Source organism: Synechococcus sp. MEDNS5 (assembly GCF_014279875.1).
Taxonomy (GTDB): Bacteria; Cyanobacteriota; Cyanobacteriia; order PCC-6307; family Cyanobiaceae; genus Synechococcus_C.
The window spans coordinates 1,330,696-1,346,545 of record NZ_CP047952.1; the positions used below are offsets into that span (position 1 = coordinate 1,330,696).

Sequence of the window (15,850 nt, forward strand, 5' to 3'; positions counted from 1 at the left end):
ACGCTAAGCCGCCGACCTCCGCACAGCGGGAAGCCGCAGGCTGGTGAGCCACGAGAGCAACACCAACAACGATGAAGTCCAGAGGCAGGCCTGCATTCCTGAGGTGGGCGTTCCGCCGATCAGAAACACTGCACCGGACAGCAGGGTTCCAACCAGACGACCAGCCGCGTTGGCCATGTAATAGAAGCCCACATTGAGGCTCACGTTCTCCTGATCGGTGTAGGCCAGCACCATGTAGGAGTGAATTGAGGAGTTCATCGCAAACACAACTCCGAAAGCCGCCAGCCCACCGACGATCGCCACCGTCACGTCGACCTCACGAAGAAGGGCGATGGCGATCAGCGCGGGAATCACCGTGAGTACCGCGCTCCAGAACTGCACCGCCGATGCCCCGGGACTTTCACGCTGTCCCCAGAGACGACGCAGCCCCGGGGCTGTTCCCTGCACGATGCCGTATCCGATCACCCAGAGGCCGAGAAAGCCGCCGATTTCCCAGAAACCCCAGCCGAGAGAGGCTTCGAGAAACACTGGGAGAGCCACCACAAACCAAACATCGCGGGCACCGAACAAAAAGAACCGGGCCGCAGAGAGAACATTGATGCCCTTGCTCTTCGAAAACAAAGACGAAAACGCCGGCTTGGCCTTCATCTTTCCGATCTCTCCAGGCAAGACCAGGGTGACTAAAAAAGCCAGAGCCAGACCCGCAGCCATCCAGGCCACAGCAGCATTGAAACTCAGCGCTGTAAGCAGCACTCCTCCGAGAAAAAATCCAACCCCCTTAAGGGCATTTTTGGAACCGGTGAGAATCGCCACCCATTTGAACAACTGCGTCTCCCCCTTCTGAGCATCATCCGGCGTTTCAGGAACAACCGTTTTGATCGCGCTCTTCGCGCTCATCTTGTTGAGGTCTTTAGCAATCCCACTGATCGCCTGGGCGACCATCACGTACACCACGCTCAGAAGCTTCGGCCAGGATTCCGCAACGGGAACCAGCATTAACAACGCCAGAATCTGCAAAAGCGTCCCGACCCAGAGGGTGAGCCGCAATCCGTAACGGGCTCCGATCCAGCCTCCATAGAGATTGGTGAGCACCCCAAAGAACTCGTAAAAGAGAAACAGAAAGGCGATCTCGAGAGTGGAGTATCCGAGCTCGTGAAAGTGGAATACAACCAACATGCGCAAAGCGCCGTCAGTGAGCGTGAACGCCCAGTAATTGGCGGTCACAATCCCGTATTGCTTCAGGGCGGAGAGCTTCATGCCTCGCGCTCCACCACGTGGCAGGTGAGATCAGCCATTCGCGAGCTGTATCCCCATTCGTTGTCGTACCACGCGAACACCTTCAACTGGGTGCCATCAACAACCATCGTGGACAGCGCATCAATAATCGAACTGCGGTTGTCGTTGGTGTAATCACAAGACACCAACGGGCGCTCCTCATAACCCAGGATTCCCTGCAGTGAATCTTCTGCAGCTGCTTTAAAGGCTGCATTCACCTGTTCAACCGTGACGCTTTGCTTGAGCTCGAATACAGCATCGGTAAGGGAACCGTTGAGCAGCGGTACACGCACGGCGTGACCATTGAGCTTGCCCTTGAGCTCAGGGAAGATCATCGCGATCGCCTTGGCAGATCCTGTCGTGGTGGGGATCAGAGAGGTGAGGCCGGAGCGGGCCCGGCGCAGATCACTCTTGAAGGCATCGATCGGCACCTGGGTGTTGGTGATGTCGTGAATGGTGGTGATCATTCCGTGCTCAATGCCGAAGCTCTCGTGCACCACCTTCACCACCGGCGCCAGGCAGTTGGTGGTGCAGGAGGCAGCGGTCACCAACCGGTTCTGATCAGGCTCGTAGAGGTGATGGTTGATGCCATAAACAATGTTGAGAGCTTCCGCACCGGCGACGACACCCTTCACAGGACAAGCCACCACCACGCGCTTCAGCCCAACCTGATCGAAGTAGGGGTTGAGGGTCTCCGGTGTTTTGATCTTGCCGCTGGCCTCGAGCACCATTTCCACCCCGCGCTCGGCCCAGGGCACAGCGGTGGGATCTTTCTCACATGACCATGTGAGAAAGGAACCCTCCACAGTGAATCCCTCAGCGCTGCTGCTGATGCTCCGAGCCCAGCGGCCATGCACCGAGTCGAACTCCAGAAGATGGGCGGCGGTCGCGGCGTCACCGGCTGGGTCATTCACATGAACAAGCTCGATGCCGGGGCGTCCCCAAAGGGCTCTGAACACAAGGCGACCGATCCGCCCGAAACCATTGATGCCGATCCGCATGGGACTGTGCCGTGCATTCACCAAATAAACTTGATCAGTCGCGTGTCATTCCGCAAGTGCCTGGATCACACAAAGCGTTTCACCGGCACCGCTAACGTTGAAACCAGCTGTTGCCTCGCCGATGCCATCCATCGAGGCCACGCAACACCCTCTCAGGGCAACGCAAGCCTGCAGCCTTCTCAAGGCTCTGTCTGATCCCCTGCGCCTCCAGGTTCTTGACCAGCTCTCCACCGGTGAGCGCTGCGTCTGCGATCTCACCAGTTCCCTCGCTCTATCCCAGTCGCGCCTCTCCTTTCACCTCAAGGTGATGAAAGAAGCAGGACTACTCAGTGATCGTCAGAGCGGACGGTGGGTGTATTACCGCATCCGGCCGCAAGCACTGGATGCCTTGCAAAATTGGCTCAAGGAACTCACCCGCTCCTGTGAAACCCCTGCAAGCAGCTGCGCTGAATAAGGCCGATGGAGCGTTTCAGTGACGATGCACGGTTGTTCTTCCCGGCAACGCAGCGCAATGTACACGCGATCGGAGACGTACTGGCCGACGCCCTCCCTGCCGATGGACTCATCCTCGAACTGGCCAGCGGATCGGGAGAACACGGCGTTGCCTTCCAACAGCGATTTCCCAGGATCACCTGGCAATGCAGCGATCCAGACCCCGACCACTGCCTCAGCATCAGCGCCTGGATTGCCCACACGGAGCTGACGTCTGCCATGCCACAACCTCTGGCCTTGGATGTGTGTGCACCCGACTGGGTGCATGATCTGCCGACTGCACCGGCCATGGTTGTGGCCGTGAACCTGCTGCATATTTCTCCCTGGGAGTGCACGCAGGCCCTGATGTACGGCTCAGCTCGACACTTATCCCCCGGCGGCCGCCTCTTGATCTACGGGCCATTTCGCGTTGAAGGGGAGCATGTGAGCGAAAGCAATCAAAACTTCGACGACTCGCTGAGAGAACGCAATCCGAGCTGGGGGGTGCGCGATCAAGAAGCCGTGATTGCAGAAGCCCAAAGGGCAGGACTCTCTCTTCAAGACATTCGCTCGATGCCATCAAACAACAGAATCATCCTTTTTGAGCGATAGAAGCTTGCTCTTTTAATGGGAAGCACACTGATTCAGGGCTTGGGCTTTGTGCTCGTCGTGGTGGCCTGCACGGCCAACGATTCCCTGCAGACCCTGGGGACATTCCTGGTCAGCAATCGGGGACGAACACCGCTCTGGTTGCAAGTGCTCTGGATCTGCCTGGCAACGGCAGCAATCCTGATTTTTGGATGGATCAGGTATCACGGCGATCCGGCATGGGATCGACTGGGATCATTCCCTCCGCCGGACGCATTCAGCTGGTTTTATCTGATCCCACCGCTAACGATTGCAGCACTGACCTGGTGGGGAGCTCCGATCGGAACCTCAATCCTGGTGCTCTCTGCATTTGCACCGATGCAGACCACGGCGCTTGTGAAGACTTCAGCACTGGGATACCTGTTCTCACTGGTTATCAGCCTGCTGCTCTATGGGCTGGGGCTCTGGCTGCTGGAGCAACAGTTCAGCCGCAGCAATAAACCTGCTTCAACAACGCTGCCGAAACGGTGGGTCGTTCTGCAGTGGTTGAGTACAGCCTGGCTGTGGTGTCAGTGGATGATTCAAAACGCCGCCAGCCTGTATGTGTATCTGCCGAGGCGATTGAGCCTCGCGGAACTCTTTTTAAGCATTGCCGTGATCTGCGCGGCCCTCGCCCTGATCTTTGCCTGGGGAGGTGGACCAATCCAAAGCATCATTCGTCGCAAGATCAATATCCACGACATCCGATCCGCAACATTGATCGACCTCGTGTTCGGAATGATTTTGTTCACCAGGGCACTCAGCATGTCGATGATTCCCCTGAGCACCACCTGGGTGTTCCTTGGCTTACTGGCCGGTCGGGAGCTGGCCCTGGTGGCAAGGCTGCATCAATCCTCCCCAGGGCACGCCATCAAACAACTGGTCAGAGATCTGTTCAAAGCCAGCGTCGGCGTTGGCGTGAGTATTGCCGTGGCGTCTTCTCTGCAACTGGTCTTGATGTAACCCCTGCATTGCCCCGGCGAACAGAGCCACCACACAGCCACTTCAGAGATACCTCACAGTTGCCCCACAGTCACTCTGAGCTAGGATCAACACATTCAGCCGTCCCGAGCAATGGCCGTCCCCCGGGAAAACCAGGTGAAGTTGACGGTCTCCGTTCCGCCAAGCCTGCACGTGCTGCTGCGCAGCTGGGCCCTGTGCGAGGGCCGAGAACTCACCAGCGTTGTTTTGCAATGCGTTGAATTGTCGGTACGTCAACTGAAAAGCAACGGTTCCATTCCCGCCGGTGCGATCCGCAATTACGAAATGGCATGCGAAGAGCGCCTGACCGCCGGAGGTGCCCTGTCATGACCTTCGAGCAAGCCACCCTTGAGCAGGCCTTGTTGGCACCGTGCATGGAAGCGGTGATCGCCGTGACTGAGCGGTATCAATTTCTGGAGGATCACCAGGGAGCACGTGTTTTCACTGCTTACCGGGAGATCGACCACGTGATCCAGCTCGGCTTCAGTGAAGACCTCAGTGGGCAAACCCGAATTGATCTTGAGGAACGGGGGTTTCAAATTCTGGAAGAGCGGGAGGGAACCCGACGAGAACATCGCTTGTTGATGCTCACCTTGAAGGAAATTGGCTACGCGCCTCAGTACAGCGATGGGTATTACCAGGCTTCAAAAGGCCTGCTGCGCCATCTCAGAAATCTGGGATGGCCCCTTGGTGAGCTTGCTCAACTGCTCAACAGCCAGCGCACTCACTGATCACGCCGACGGCGGCGGATTCCGCGACCGATGAAATCACAATCCAAGGGGGAGAGCTCACCGGTTCTGCAGGCTTGATCCAGCACGGCCTGCCGCTGGGATGGAGTCTGGGCATCGTGCTTTTCAAGAACATCCCGCACAGCAGGTGTAATCAGTCGCTGGCGTTGAAGCTCATCCAATGATTGAGCCCGTGCAGGCGAACTCCAACCAAGAACCTCGGTGCTGATCAGTGCCCCCACCATCAACGCCAACCAAAGCGAGCGAATCAGCATGTCGCCTCGACTCAGAAGGTGTCTCCGATGCCTGGGCCATACCAACCGTCTGGCCAGAAATCATCGTCGTAATCCACACTCCACTGATCCTTGGGAATGGGCCCCGATGAGGGTTGCGTCCCATCCAGACAGCCATCAGCGGTGGTGAAACCACTGGAAAACGCTTCACAGGTCACCGGATCCTGCTGCGCCAGGGCTGGCACCGCCTGAAGTGCGGCGACCAAGACAACAACAAACACGCGCATGCCTGATCTCATAACTCCAGCAATTCTGATGGGCCTCAGGTCCAGGTGAGCTGTGCCTGCAACTCCAGACCTGCCCAGCGTTGGAGCGCATCCCACGACCGAACCCGCTGCTCAATCCAGTGATGCCCGGCAGTGTTGAGATGGATGCCGTCAGGCTCAATCCATCCCAGCCAACCCGGTTCTGTCTGCATGGCCGCGTGAAGAGGCAAGAAGGGGACATCTACTTCGAGGCAGGCCTCTTCAATCTGAGCTTCATGCACGGCAATGTCGTTGTTGCTGTACCAGAGACAGTCAGCAAATGGCATCACCTGTTCATCCACCGGCGACAGTCCCAGAACAAACACCTGGGTTCGAGCCCTCATGGCATGAAGCATCTGTTCGAACCCGAAGCGCAAGGCTTGAGCATCAAGCGGCTGCCGGCCGTCGGCACGCCCAACCCTGGCGGAATCGTTGAGGCCTACTGCCACCAGCAAAGCCTTCGGATATTGGCGTCGCAGCTCACCGCGACAGGCCCACTCAGCTTCCCATCGTTGCGACACCGACTCGAGCCCGTCACCGCGAACCCCCAGTGGATAGATCACAGGTGCATCCGGGAGCGCCATCCAGGAACGCCTTAACCGTTCGCACCAGCCGCCACCCTCGGTGTCTCCCCAACCGACCACGCCGCTATCACCAATCACCACCAGTTGACGGGGATGGCGCATGGATTCAGTCACTCACAACGGGTGATCAGCTTTGCAGCCAACGGTTCCGACACTGATCACTGAGCCACTCCCCGAGCAGGGTGATCAAGGCGTAGGCCCCGATCAACACCAAAACAGCATCCCAATGGAACGAACTGAGCGATTCCAGCAACTGCCAGCCCAGTCCACTTCCACCGATCAGGCCCACCACAACGGTCTCCCGCAGGATCACATCACTGCGATAGGCCCCATAAGCCAGATATCCGGGGCTACGCGGCGTGAACAGGCCATAGAGCCAGCTGAGCCGTGCCGTAGCGCCCAACGCGTCCATGGCCTGCTGTTGATCAGCAGGCTGCTGCTCAAGTTCCTCGCGCAACAGACGTCCCATCACCCCACCGTTATGTAATCCGAGCGCCAACGCACCGATCGCAAGGGTTGGACGGTTGCTCAGCAGCAGAAGCAACACAGTGAGCGGTGGGGGGATGAGACGCACGAGAGCCCAAACAGCGTTGAAAACGACCTGCCACGGCCGCGAAGGGACCAACAACATCGCCAGCGGAGGCAGTCCAATTGCAATCCCAGCGGCCAGCACTGTGAGCAGGAGCGTCTCAGAGATCAGCCGCCACCAGGGAAGTTCCGCAGCCGCCTGCGTGAGACCACTCCAGTCCGGAAATGCCAGTCCCTGCCAGACGACACTGCCGGAATCCGGCAGCAACTCATGGAGCCAGATACTTCCTGTGATTACCGCCAAAATCACGCCGGCGAGGAAGAGACACAGGCGCCGCTGGCCTGCCTGGGCCTGGCGGGATCGACGTCGCCAAAGCGTGAGCAGGACCTCCAGAGAAACACTGAGAAGGCCCAGCAACCAAAGCCCACTCCAAAGCTCCCGGAACTGCAGAGACTGCAGGCTGAGTTGCAGATCAGTGCCCAGGCCACCCAGGCCAAAGACACCCAGCAGCGTGGCACTTCGCAACGCGCACTCCAGCCGATACCCGCCATAACTCACCAACACCGTGCCCATGGCGGGGGACAGTGCAGTGCAACAGGCTGCAAGGGGAGGCGCACCGCCCTGCAGCAGAGCCTGAAGCCTGGATGGATCAAGGGCATCCAGCTGGTCGCGCCAAACGCGAGCGACCAGGGCCGCATAGGGAATCGTGATTGCCGCGACCGCCACCCAGGGATGCAGGCCGAGAACCTGCAGGAGCAGAAGTCCCCAGATCAGTTCGTGCACTGATCGAGGCAGTGCCAGGGAACGGCGAAGGATCCACGCTGGCCAGGTTGGCCAACTCCAGGTCTGCATGAGCCGTTCTGAGGCAAAGCACCCAAGCAGCACCCCAAGAACCAGGCTGAGACTCCATCCAGCCAAAGCCATCGCCAGCGTGACCTGCAGAGCTCTCAACAGAGCTTTGAGCAGCAGTGGGTCAAGGGACGGATGCACCGCTGCAGAGGCAAATGCCGTCAAGATCTCAACGCCACCGGCGTGAATCCCAGCGAGAACGGTGATCAAGACCGGCAGCAGTGCCAGGGCTGGCAGCAGCGCGAGCGCGGGTGAACTGAGCCGGGGCAGAGCCATCACAGTGCGTAGAGATCCCGAAGCTCCCCAGGCGTCACTGCCCTTGCCGGTGCGTCGATCACCAGGCGCCCATCCCGCAGGGCGAGAACCCGGTCAAAGCGAAGGATCAGATCCGGTCGATGCAACGACACCAACACCGCTTCCGCACCGTGGGCGAGGGAGCCATCAGCATCTTGTTCCAGAAGGCGATCGAGCACTTCGGCGGCAATGGCTGGGTCCAGACTGGCCAAAGGCTCATCGGCAAGAACCAGAGATGGTTGTTGCCGGAACAACCGAGCCAGGGCAACCCGTTGTCGCTGACCACCCGACAGCTGCTGCACGGGCCGATCCAAACCTTCGGAGCCCAAAACCTGGGGCTCCAATCCAGCCTGACGCAAGCACTGCAGACAGGGCTCAGCGCCGATGGTGAAGAGAAGATTTGCCAACGCCCAGGGAAGCCCACGCCGACCAAGCACGCCGGCATTGATGTTCTGCCCAACACTGAGTTCTTCAATCAAACGCAGGTCTTGCCAGAGGGTGCCGATCTCACAACGCTGCCGGCGGTTGCGTTGCTGAAGACTGCGGCCGCGCCAGAGAACCGTTCCCTCTTGAGGGATCAGAGTGCCATTGATCACGGCAATCAATGAACTCTTGCCGGCGCCGCTGGGCCCCAGAAGAGCCACACGCTCACCGCTGTGGATCCGCAGCGACAGGCTGGTCAGCCGGTCTCTTTGAGAGCCGGCCAACTGAACCTGTTCAAGCTGGAGCAGCGAACTCAACGAATCTTGCCGAGCTGGCGACCCACGGTTTCGATCGGCTTGTACTGGCTGGCATCCGCAGGAATGAAGCGTTTGGCAGCGAACAGCTCGAGAATCGTGGTCTGGCGGGGGGTGGTTGGCTGTAAAGCCAGAATCGCCTTTTGCAGGCGTGTTGTGAAACCAGAGCCGAAGCGCTGATCAAGATCAGGGCGAGCCACCCAGTGGTAATCCACATATTCAGGGGTTCGCCAGATCACGGCGACCTTGTCGGTGTTCACCCGCCCCTGCTTCACAGCGGACGCCCAGACCTGCTCATTCAAAGCACCCGCCTGGTAAGCCCCGCTTTGCACCAAAGCGATGGTGGCGTCATGACTGCCACTGAAGCCCGCCCGGCCTCCGCTGAACTGACTGGGAGTAACCCCTGCCTTCGCCAGAAAATGCTGCGGCATCAAACGTCCGGACGTTGAGCTCTCCGATCCGAAGGTGAACCGCTTCCCCCGCAAACTGGCCAGACCGTTGATGGACTGGATCGGTTGCTGACCAGCTGAAGTGTTGGCGATGAACACACTGCGAAAGCGGGCATCGATATCCCGCTGCGCCAAAACCTTGGCCCCAGGGGTCTGCAGCCGCGCTTGAACTCCGGTCAGGCCACCGAACCAGACCAGATCAAGGCCTCCGGTCCGGAAGGCACTCACTGCGGCGGGATAATTGCTCACCGGCACGTAGCGAACGGTCACCTTCAGACGGTCGCTAAGCTCATCAGCAAGCTGGTCGTAGAGACGATTCAGTCGCTCGGGGTTCTGATCGGGAATGGCACCGACGCGAAGCGCCGGTTTGGCCATGGACGGCAGGACCGTTACCCCCTGGCAGAGAGACAAAGCCAGAAGGGCGACGGCCCCTCGTTCTCGAATGGGCATGAACTGGTTTCTGGTGAAACGATGCTTCGGCAACTGCGAAAAGGGTGTCAATTCACAGCAAGCAGGCGGGCCAATCGGGCCAGGCCATCCGTAATCGTCTCACGCGAGACCGCACAAGACACCCGCACACAGCGGTCATCGCCGAAGGCGGCCCCGGGAACAATCGCCAATCCCACTTCCTCAAGTGCTCTGTGACAGAAGCTCATGGAGTCGCCGCAAGCCTCTGGCAACTGAGGGAACGCATAAAACGCACCCTGAGGCGGCACCAGGGTGATACCACTCAGCTTCTCAAGACCTGTCACAAGAAAGGCGCGGCGGCGGTTGTAGCTTTCGGCCATCGTCTCTACGCAGTCCATCGGAGCGGAGAGTGCGGCCACAGCCCCCTGCTGGGCAAAACTGCACACATTGCTGGTGCTCTGACTCTGGAGAGCGGAGGCGGCCTTGATCACGGATTGATCACCACTGAGGTACCCCAGGCGCCATCCGGTCATCGCCCACCCTTTGGCGAAGCCATTCACCATGAAGCAGCGATCCTGCAGATCAGGAGCAAGAGACGCAAAGCTGAAGTGCGTCACGTCGTCGTCGAGAAGGTACTCGTAGATCTCGTCGCTCATCACCACAAGCCGGGGGTGACGACGCACCAGCTCAGCGATGGATAACAGCTCTTCGCGACTAAGGACCCTTCCTGTTGGATTGCTGGGAGAGTTGATGACAAGCACCCTGGAGGCCGGTGAGATGGCGGCCTCAAGAGCATTCAGATCAAGGCGGAAACCATCGTCAGCCGACGAGGGAACAGCAACCGGACGGGCACCGGCGAGGCGGGCCATCTCCGGATAGCTGAGCCAGTAGGGCGCAGGGATCAACACCTCGTCGCCGGGATTCAAGAGAACCTGAAAAAGGTTGTAGATCGCCTGCTTCCCGCCATTGGTCACCAGAACCTGCGCTGCTGTGGTGGGAATTCCGTTGCTGTTACTGATCTTGGCGGCAATCAATTCACGCAGATGGGGATCGCCAGCAGCGGGGCCGTAGCGGGTGATTCCGTTTCTCAAGGCTTCGATGGAGGCCTCAACGATGAAGTCGGGAGTATCGAAATCAGGCTCGCCAGCACTGAGGCTGCAGATGTCGCGCCCCTCCTGCTGCAGGGCCTTGGCCCGAGCATTGATCTCCAGCGTGAGCGATGGATGCAGGGCTTCAGCCCGGCTGGACAAAGAGAGCGGGCGTGACATCAGCGCGGCACCCCTCCAGTGGATGCGCAGGTACGAGAGTTCTCATCCTGCCTGATGTTGTGTCACAGACAACCAAGCGCCAATGCTGAGAGGCTCTTGTCCGAGGAAGGAACATAGTGAAATGCAAGACCCAAAGCTCACCCTCAGCTGGGTCCTGGCCGCGCGGGACCCTCAAAGACTGGCAGCGTTTTATGCCGGTCTGCTTCAGACCGAAGCCTGCACGGGACTGGCGGAACACCATTGGATCGTTCCCTTACCGGAGGGAGGGTCGCTGCAGATCTACACGCCGTCACGACGTCGCCCATGGCCTGCCTCAGGCGCCGTGCTGGCACCTTGCCTTCAGCGGGTGACAAGCCACAACAGCCTGGAGGACCTCCGGTCCTGGCGCGATGGAGTCATCGCCCTGGGCGGATCCAGCACGGAAGAACCCCGCCAGGAATCTTTCGGCGCGGAATGCTGGCTCAAAGATCCCGAAGGTCAACGCTTTTTGCTTTTGGTGATCCAATCAAAGGAGGCTCCACAGGAGGCGATGTGAAGGGTTTCGACACGCTTGAAAATCGATGTGCAGCCTGCCAGCGCTGTGATCTCGCTCATCACCGGAAGATGGTTGTGGTGGGGAGAGGGAACCCACGATCCGATCTGATGCTGATCGGCGAAGCTCCCGGAGCCGACGAAGACAATCTGGGGCTTCCTTTCGTCGGCCGTTCTGGCCGGCTGCTCAGTGAACTTCTGAAGGAAGCGGATCTGGATGAGGACCAAGACCTCTACATCTGCAACGTGATCAAATGCAGACCTCCCCATAACCGAAAGCCCACGCTTGAGGAGATGAGGCAATGCAGACCCTGGCTGAGGGAACAACTCGAGCTCGTGAATCCTTCCTTGGTGCTGTTGGCTGGAGCAACGGCTCTACAGGCGCTGCTCGGGATCAAAAGCGGAATCAGCAAGTTGAGAGGTCAGTGGCACGAGCAGGAGGGAAGGACCTTCATGCCGGTGTTTCATCCCTCTTATCTCTTGCGGTTTCGATCGCGGGAGGCCGGTTCCCCCCAGACCCTGACCCTCCAGGATTTACAGGAAGCGAAACGCAGGCTCAGCGCACAGGGGGGATAGGTATGCCATGGTTTGGCCAAGGTCCCTGAACGATCCATGACTGGCACCCTGGCCACCGCTTCTCAGACCGGCACTGACACCGCTCGGAGTCAGCGTTACGACACGGTCATTCACCGGCGCCGGACCCGCACCGTGATGGTGGGTGACGTGCCGATCGGCAGTGAGCACCCTGTCGCCGTTCAGTCGATGATCAACGAAGACACCCTTGATATCGAGGGTGCCGTGGCAGGCATCCGCCGGCTCGCCGAAGCAGGCTGCGAGATCGTTCGCGTCACCACGCCCTCCATGGCTCATGCCAAGGCCATGGGAGACATTCGCGCAGCCCTCAGGGCCCAGGGCTGCGGAGTCCCATTGGTGGCGGACGTGCATCACAACGGCATTCGCATCGCCCTTGAAGTGGCCCAGCACGTGGACAAGGTGCGCATCAATCCGGGACTGTTTGTGTTCGATAAACCCGACCCGGATCGGCAGGACTTCAGCCGTGAAGAATTCGAAGCCATCGGTCAGCGCATCAAGGATGACTTCGCTCCCCTGGTGGAAATCCTCAAGACTCAGAACAAGGCCCTACGCATTGGTGTCAACCATGGGTCACTGGCCGAACGGATGCTGTTCACCTACGGCGACACGCCCGAGGGAATGGTGGAATCCGCCATGGAGTTTGTCCGTCTCTGCGATGAACTCGACTTCCACAACATCGTGATCTCGATGAAAGCCTCCAGAGCTCCGGTGATGCTTGCGGCCTACCGCCTGATGGCCGATACCCTCGATCGCGAGGGATTCCACTACCCCCTCCACCTCGGAGTGACGGAAGCGGGTGATGGGGACTACGGCCGTATCAAAAGCACCGCCGGTATCGCCACGCTCCTGGCCGAGGGCCTCGGGGACACCATTCGCGTCTCACTCACCGAAGCACCCGAGAAAGAAATCCCTGTTTGCTTTTCAATCCTTCAAGCCCTGGGATTGCGTAAAACGATGGTCGAATACGTGGCTTGCCCGAGCTGCGGTCGCACTTTGTTTAATCTCGAGGAGGTGCTGAATCAGGTTCGGGATGCCACCTCCCACCTCACCGGTCTCGACATCGCCGTGATGGGGTGCATCGTGAATGGTCCGGGTGAGATGGCTGATGCTGACTACGGTTACGTCGGCAAGACCCCTGGGGTCATCTCTCTCTACAGAGGGCGTGATGAGATCCGCAAGGTGCCGGAAACCGAAGGGGTTGAAGCACTGATCCAGCTCATCAAGGAAGACGGACGCTGGGTGGATCCCGTCTGATGTCGTTACTCTGAAGAATCAGTCCTCTAGGACGTTATGCCCACCCCCCGCCTGAGCCCTGAGCAGTCCCATCGCCAAGGCTTGCTGCTGATTCTCGGTGCCGGAGGCATCGCGGCCGCCGTGGCGATTGCAGCACCGGGATTGGGTCTTCCGAGTACAACGTCATCGTCGATCACTGACAGCCCGAAGGAGGTGATCGATCAGGTCTGGCAAATCGTGTATCGCGATTACCTGGATTCCACCGGTAACTACTCACCAGAGCGCTGGACAACCCTGCGCCGTGACCTGCTGACCAAGAGTTACGCAGGCACTGATGAATCGTATGAAGCGATTCGAGGGATGCTTGCCAGCCTCGACGATCCCTACACGCGCTTTTTGGACCCGAAAGAGTTCAAACAGATGCAGATTGACACCTCCGGTGAACTCACCGGGGTGGGCATTCAGATCACTCTCGACAAGGACACCAAAGACATCGTGGTGGTGTCGCCGATCGAGGGAACTCCAGCATCGAAGGCTGGCGTGCAACCCAAGGACGTGATCGTTTCAATCGATGGGGAATCCACCAAGGGGATGACCACCGAAGACGCGGTGAAATTGATCCGCGATCAGGAAGGCAGCGAAGTCACCCTTGGACTGCGCCGCAAAGGGGACGTGGTCATCGTTCCCCTCAAACGTGCTCGCATTGAGATTAACGCCGTCGAGAGCCGGCTCAACACCGGTTCAGACGGCACAAAGGTGGGCTACATCCGCCTCAAGCAGTTCAATGCCAAAGCCTCTCGGGAGATGAGGGCCGCGATTCGAGACCTTGAGAAGCAAGGTGCCCAGGGTTTTGTTCTCGATCTACGCAGCAATCCCGGCGGCCTCCTGGAAGCCAGCGTGGATATCGCTCGTCAATGGTTGGACGAAGGCACGATCGTCAGCACCAAAACACGGGACGGGATTCAAGACGTCCGCCGCGCCACCGGTAGTGCGGTCACGGACCGCCCCGTGGTGGTGCTTGTGAATGAGGGCTCCGCCAGTGCCAGTGAAATTCTCTCGGGTGCTCTTCAGGACAACAACCGAGCTGTGCTGGTCGGTCAGAAAACCTTCGGCAAGGGATTGGTTCAGTCGGTTCGGGGACTCTCCGATGGTTCCGGACTCACCGTCACGATCGCCAAGTACCTCACCCCGAAGGGCACGGACATTCACAAAAACGGGATCCGTCCTGATGTGCCGGTCGAACTGAGCGAAGAGGAAATTCAATCGCTCACCGTCGAACAGCTGGGGACAGGGAAGGACAGTCAGTACAGAGCTGCAGAAACCACGTTGATCAAGGCTCTCCGCTCGCCCGGTCAGGGTCAGGCCTATCAACCGGGCAGCGCCAATCTGCAGTCAGCCCTTCAGCGGTAGGGATAGAGACCGAATCCCTCCTGTTCACTGCGACTGCCGCCGAAAAGCGGCCGTTCGCTGACTGGAACAACGGCTGAGTAAGGAGAGATTGGCGTTGTTTCTTGAATCCGGGTCACCATCGCCGCACACCCACCAGCGGCGCTGATGGCCTGATCAACCCGAGCGATCGGAATGCGCCGTCCCCACTGGCTATCCCATCCCCAGGCATCACCCTGACGGCTGAGCATGGTGAGCGCCTGGTTGCGGCTGAGCTTACCCTCACGCAACAGGCAGGTCACTGTGGCCAAGGAGGCCAGTTGGAGTGAGGAGGTCTGGCCAGTGGGGGGCATGGCAGGTCCGGAGCGGCGAGGCCCAAGAACCGGTGCCGCAGGAACACCCACGCCGGCCGGGAAGCCACCAACGGGCATGCCCATGGGCATGCCGCTTCCACCATTGGCGAATTGACCGAGTGCGGCCATGGCAAGTTGCATGAGAAGTGAATTCATTCGAAACGAGAAGAAAAGAACGGGATTTATTGGCTCCAATCCCCTAGACGCGTACCTGCGATCCGCAGTACCGGTCAAACAGCTGAAGAACCTGCTGAGGAGGAAGCTTCGCTGTGTACCGGGCCTCCAGCTCCGCCAGTTGCTGCTCCCGGGGATAGGCACGCATGGAACGGATCTCGGCGGGATGATTGCGCACGAGAGCGGCCGCCATCGATCGGTGATGCCGCTGGTCGGTGATCGGCCCACCAGCGCACTGCTGCATGCGATGGGTAGCTTCATGGGCCAGGGTGTCCCAAACCTGAGCAGGGGTCTGATGGGATCGGCACACCACGAGGGTGTCACTTCTGGGGTGATAAAGGCCCTGCAAACCGCGGCGAGAGCAGTCCTGCTGAACAACACGCACACCGGCGCGGGTCAGTCTTCCCCGCAGGGCATCGATGGCATCCCAGGACGTCGCGCGAGCGGGCAGAACAATTAAGACAACAACAGAAACACCGCCCAACAGAAGGGCTTGACACCTTGAAGGCATGGAGAGAGACCTCAGCAAGGGACTCATCCACCCTCGGACGGCGCATTAAAAAAACCATCACCCAACTGGGTGATGGTTTTGACGAGATATGACTGACTCCGGAAGACGGTGCGGCTCAGGCAACCGGTTGCATCAAACCACCACCGGGGCTGGAGTCGTCGTCATCATTTTGAGAATCGTCTTGCCACAGGGCATAAATACCAAGAGCTGCAGCTCCAACGAGGCTGGACAGCAGGCCGAAGGAGCCCACGGAACTGATCGGATCGATGAATTCGCCCATGGTTCCCTAAATCTGAAAATCACTGTAACGAAGAATTGCGCAATGTGTC

At 59.2% G+C, this 15,850-nt stretch carries 21 protein-coding genes; 9 read left to right on the forward strand and 12 right to left on the reverse strand.

All coding sequences use genetic code 11. From position 1 onward, the window contains the following. Positions 1 to 3: 3 nt before the first annotated feature. Complete coding sequence (arsJ, locus tag SynMEDNS5_RS07165; RefSeq protein WP_186582757.1) at positions 4 to 1,257, reverse strand: organoarsenical effux MFS transporter ArsJ; 1,254 nt, start codon at positions 1,255 to 1,257, stop codon at positions 4 to 6. Next, on the reverse strand, positions 1,254 to 2,276 hold the full coding sequence (locus tag SynMEDNS5_RS07170; RefSeq protein ID WP_186582758.1) for an ArsJ-associated glyceraldehyde-3-phosphate dehydrogenase: 1,023 nt from the start codon (positions 2,274 to 2,276) through the stop codon (positions 1,254 to 1,256). The genes arsJ and SynMEDNS5_RS07170 overlap by 4 nt, the downstream gene beginning before the upstream one ends. A gap of 121 nt (positions 2,277 to 2,397) precedes the next feature. Between SynMEDNS5_RS07170 and SynMEDNS5_RS07175 the strand changes: the two genes are divergently transcribed. The 5 genes from SynMEDNS5_RS07175 (at position 2,398) to SynMEDNS5_RS07195 (ending at position 5,086) form a co-directional block, all read left to right on the forward strand. Beyond that, positions 2,398 to 2,730, forward strand: a complete 333-nt coding sequence (locus SynMEDNS5_RS07175; RefSeq protein ID WP_186582759.1) for a helix-turn-helix transcriptional regulator — start codon at positions 2,398 to 2,400, stop codon at positions 2,728 to 2,730. Between the two features lie 5 nt (positions 2,731 to 2,735). Next, entirely contained in the window at positions 2,736 to 3,359 is a 624-nt protein-coding gene (locus SynMEDNS5_RS07180) for a DUF938 domain-containing protein (protein ID WP_186582760.1), read from the forward strand. A gap of 15 nt (positions 3,360 to 3,374) precedes the next feature. Further along, the gene (locus SynMEDNS5_RS07185) at positions 3,375 to 4,337 is read left to right on the forward strand and encodes a hypothetical protein (protein ID WP_186582761.1); all 963 of its coding nucleotides are present in this window, start codon (positions 3,375 to 3,377) and stop codon (positions 4,335 to 4,337) included. A 111-nt stretch (positions 4,338 to 4,448) separates the two neighbouring features. Beyond that, complete coding sequence (locus SynMEDNS5_RS07190) at positions 4,449 to 4,685, forward strand: hypothetical protein (protein WP_006041641.1); 237 nt, start codon at positions 4,449 to 4,451, stop codon at positions 4,683 to 4,685. Then, positions 4,682 to 5,086, forward strand: a complete 405-nt coding sequence (locus tag SynMEDNS5_RS07195; protein ID WP_186582762.1) for a hypothetical protein — start codon at positions 4,682 to 4,684, stop codon at positions 5,084 to 5,086. The genes SynMEDNS5_RS07190 and SynMEDNS5_RS07195 overlap by 4 nt, the downstream gene beginning before the upstream one ends. Here SynMEDNS5_RS07195 and SynMEDNS5_RS07200 read toward each other — a convergent pair. The 7 genes from SynMEDNS5_RS07200 to SynMEDNS5_RS07230 are packed head-to-tail and all read right to left on the reverse strand — an operon-like array spanning position 5,080 to position 10,739. Beyond that, positions 5,080 to 5,358: a hypothetical protein gene (locus SynMEDNS5_RS07200; protein WP_186582763.1), complete on the reverse strand. Its 279-nt coding sequence runs from the start codon at positions 5,356 to 5,358 to the stop codon at positions 5,080 to 5,082. The genes SynMEDNS5_RS07195 and SynMEDNS5_RS07200 overlap by 7 nt on opposite strands. Before the next feature lie 11 nt (positions 5,359 to 5,369). After that, positions 5,370 to 5,603 (reverse strand): hypothetical protein, encoded by a 234-nt coding sequence (locus SynMEDNS5_RS07205; RefSeq protein WP_186582764.1) that lies wholly within the window; start codon positions 5,601 to 5,603, stop codon positions 5,370 to 5,372. A 35-nt stretch (positions 5,604 to 5,638) separates the two neighbouring features. Further along, complete coding sequence (locus SynMEDNS5_RS07210; RefSeq protein WP_186582765.1) at positions 5,639 to 6,307, reverse strand: GDSL-type esterase/lipase family protein; 669 nt, start codon at positions 6,305 to 6,307, stop codon at positions 5,639 to 5,641. A gap of 25 nt (positions 6,308 to 6,332) precedes the next feature. Then, entirely contained in the window at positions 6,333 to 7,859 is a 1,527-nt protein-coding gene (locus SynMEDNS5_RS07215) for a phosphonate ABC transporter (RefSeq protein WP_186582766.1), read from the reverse strand. Then, the gene (locus tag SynMEDNS5_RS07220) at positions 7,859 to 8,617 is read right to left on the reverse strand and encodes a phosphonate ABC transporter ATP-binding protein (RefSeq protein WP_186582767.1); all 759 of its coding nucleotides are present in this window, start codon (positions 8,615 to 8,617) and stop codon (positions 7,859 to 7,861) included. Before SynMEDNS5_RS07220 ends, SynMEDNS5_RS07215 begins: the two co-directional genes overlap by 1 nt. Then, complete coding sequence (locus SynMEDNS5_RS07225) at positions 8,614 to 9,513, reverse strand: putative selenate ABC transporter substrate-binding protein (RefSeq protein ID WP_186582768.1); 900 nt, start codon at positions 9,511 to 9,513, stop codon at positions 8,614 to 8,616. Before SynMEDNS5_RS07225 ends, SynMEDNS5_RS07220 begins: the two co-directional genes overlap by 4 nt. Positions 9,514 to 9,560: 47 nt before the next feature. Continuing rightward, positions 9,561 to 10,739, reverse strand: a complete 1,179-nt coding sequence (locus SynMEDNS5_RS07230; protein WP_186582769.1) for a pyridoxal phosphate-dependent aminotransferase — start codon at positions 10,737 to 10,739, stop codon at positions 9,561 to 9,563. Between the two features lie 121 nt (positions 10,740 to 10,860). Between SynMEDNS5_RS07230 and SynMEDNS5_RS07235 the strand changes: the two genes are divergently transcribed. The 4 genes from SynMEDNS5_RS07235 to SynMEDNS5_RS07250 are packed head-to-tail and all read left to right on the forward strand — an operon-like array spanning position 10,861 to position 14,507. Continuing rightward, positions 10,861 to 11,274: a VOC family protein gene (locus SynMEDNS5_RS07235; protein ID WP_186582770.1), complete on the forward strand. Its 414-nt coding sequence runs from the start codon at positions 10,861 to 10,863 to the stop codon at positions 11,272 to 11,274. Beyond that, entirely contained in the window at positions 11,271 to 11,846 is a 576-nt protein-coding gene (locus tag SynMEDNS5_RS07240; protein WP_255440053.1) for a uracil-DNA glycosylase, read from the forward strand. Before SynMEDNS5_RS07235 ends, SynMEDNS5_RS07240 begins: the two co-directional genes overlap by 4 nt. A gap of 36 nt (positions 11,847 to 11,882) precedes the next feature. Continuing rightward, positions 11,883 to 13,118: a (E)-4-hydroxy-3-methylbut-2-enyl-diphosphate synthase gene (gene ispG, locus SynMEDNS5_RS07245; RefSeq protein ID WP_186582772.1), complete on the forward strand. Its 1,236-nt coding sequence runs from the start codon at positions 11,883 to 11,885 to the stop codon at positions 13,116 to 13,118. Positions 13,119 to 13,154: 36 nt separating this feature from the next. Beyond that, complete coding sequence (locus tag SynMEDNS5_RS07250; RefSeq protein ID WP_186582773.1) at positions 13,155 to 14,507, forward strand: S41 family peptidase; 1,353 nt, start codon at positions 13,155 to 13,157, stop codon at positions 14,505 to 14,507. Here SynMEDNS5_RS07250 and SynMEDNS5_RS07255 read toward each other — a convergent pair. The 3 genes from SynMEDNS5_RS07255 to SynMEDNS5_RS07265 form a co-directional block, all read right to left on the reverse strand. Further along, positions 14,498 to 14,992: a hypothetical protein gene (locus SynMEDNS5_RS07255; protein ID WP_186582774.1), complete on the reverse strand. Its 495-nt coding sequence runs from the start codon at positions 14,990 to 14,992 to the stop codon at positions 14,498 to 14,500. The genes SynMEDNS5_RS07250 and SynMEDNS5_RS07255 overlap by 10 nt on opposite strands. A 43-nt stretch (positions 14,993 to 15,035) precedes the next feature. Then, positions 15,036 to 15,521 (reverse strand): hypothetical protein, encoded by a 486-nt coding sequence (locus SynMEDNS5_RS07260; RefSeq protein ID WP_255440056.1) that lies wholly within the window; start codon positions 15,519 to 15,521, stop codon positions 15,036 to 15,038. Between the two features lie 115 nt (positions 15,522 to 15,636). Further along, positions 15,637 to 15,801, reverse strand: coding sequence for a hypothetical protein (locus tag SynMEDNS5_RS07265; protein WP_186582776.1), 165 nt, complete (start codon positions 15,799 to 15,801; stop codon positions 15,637 to 15,639). Positions 15,802 to 15,850: the final 49 nt, after the last annotated feature.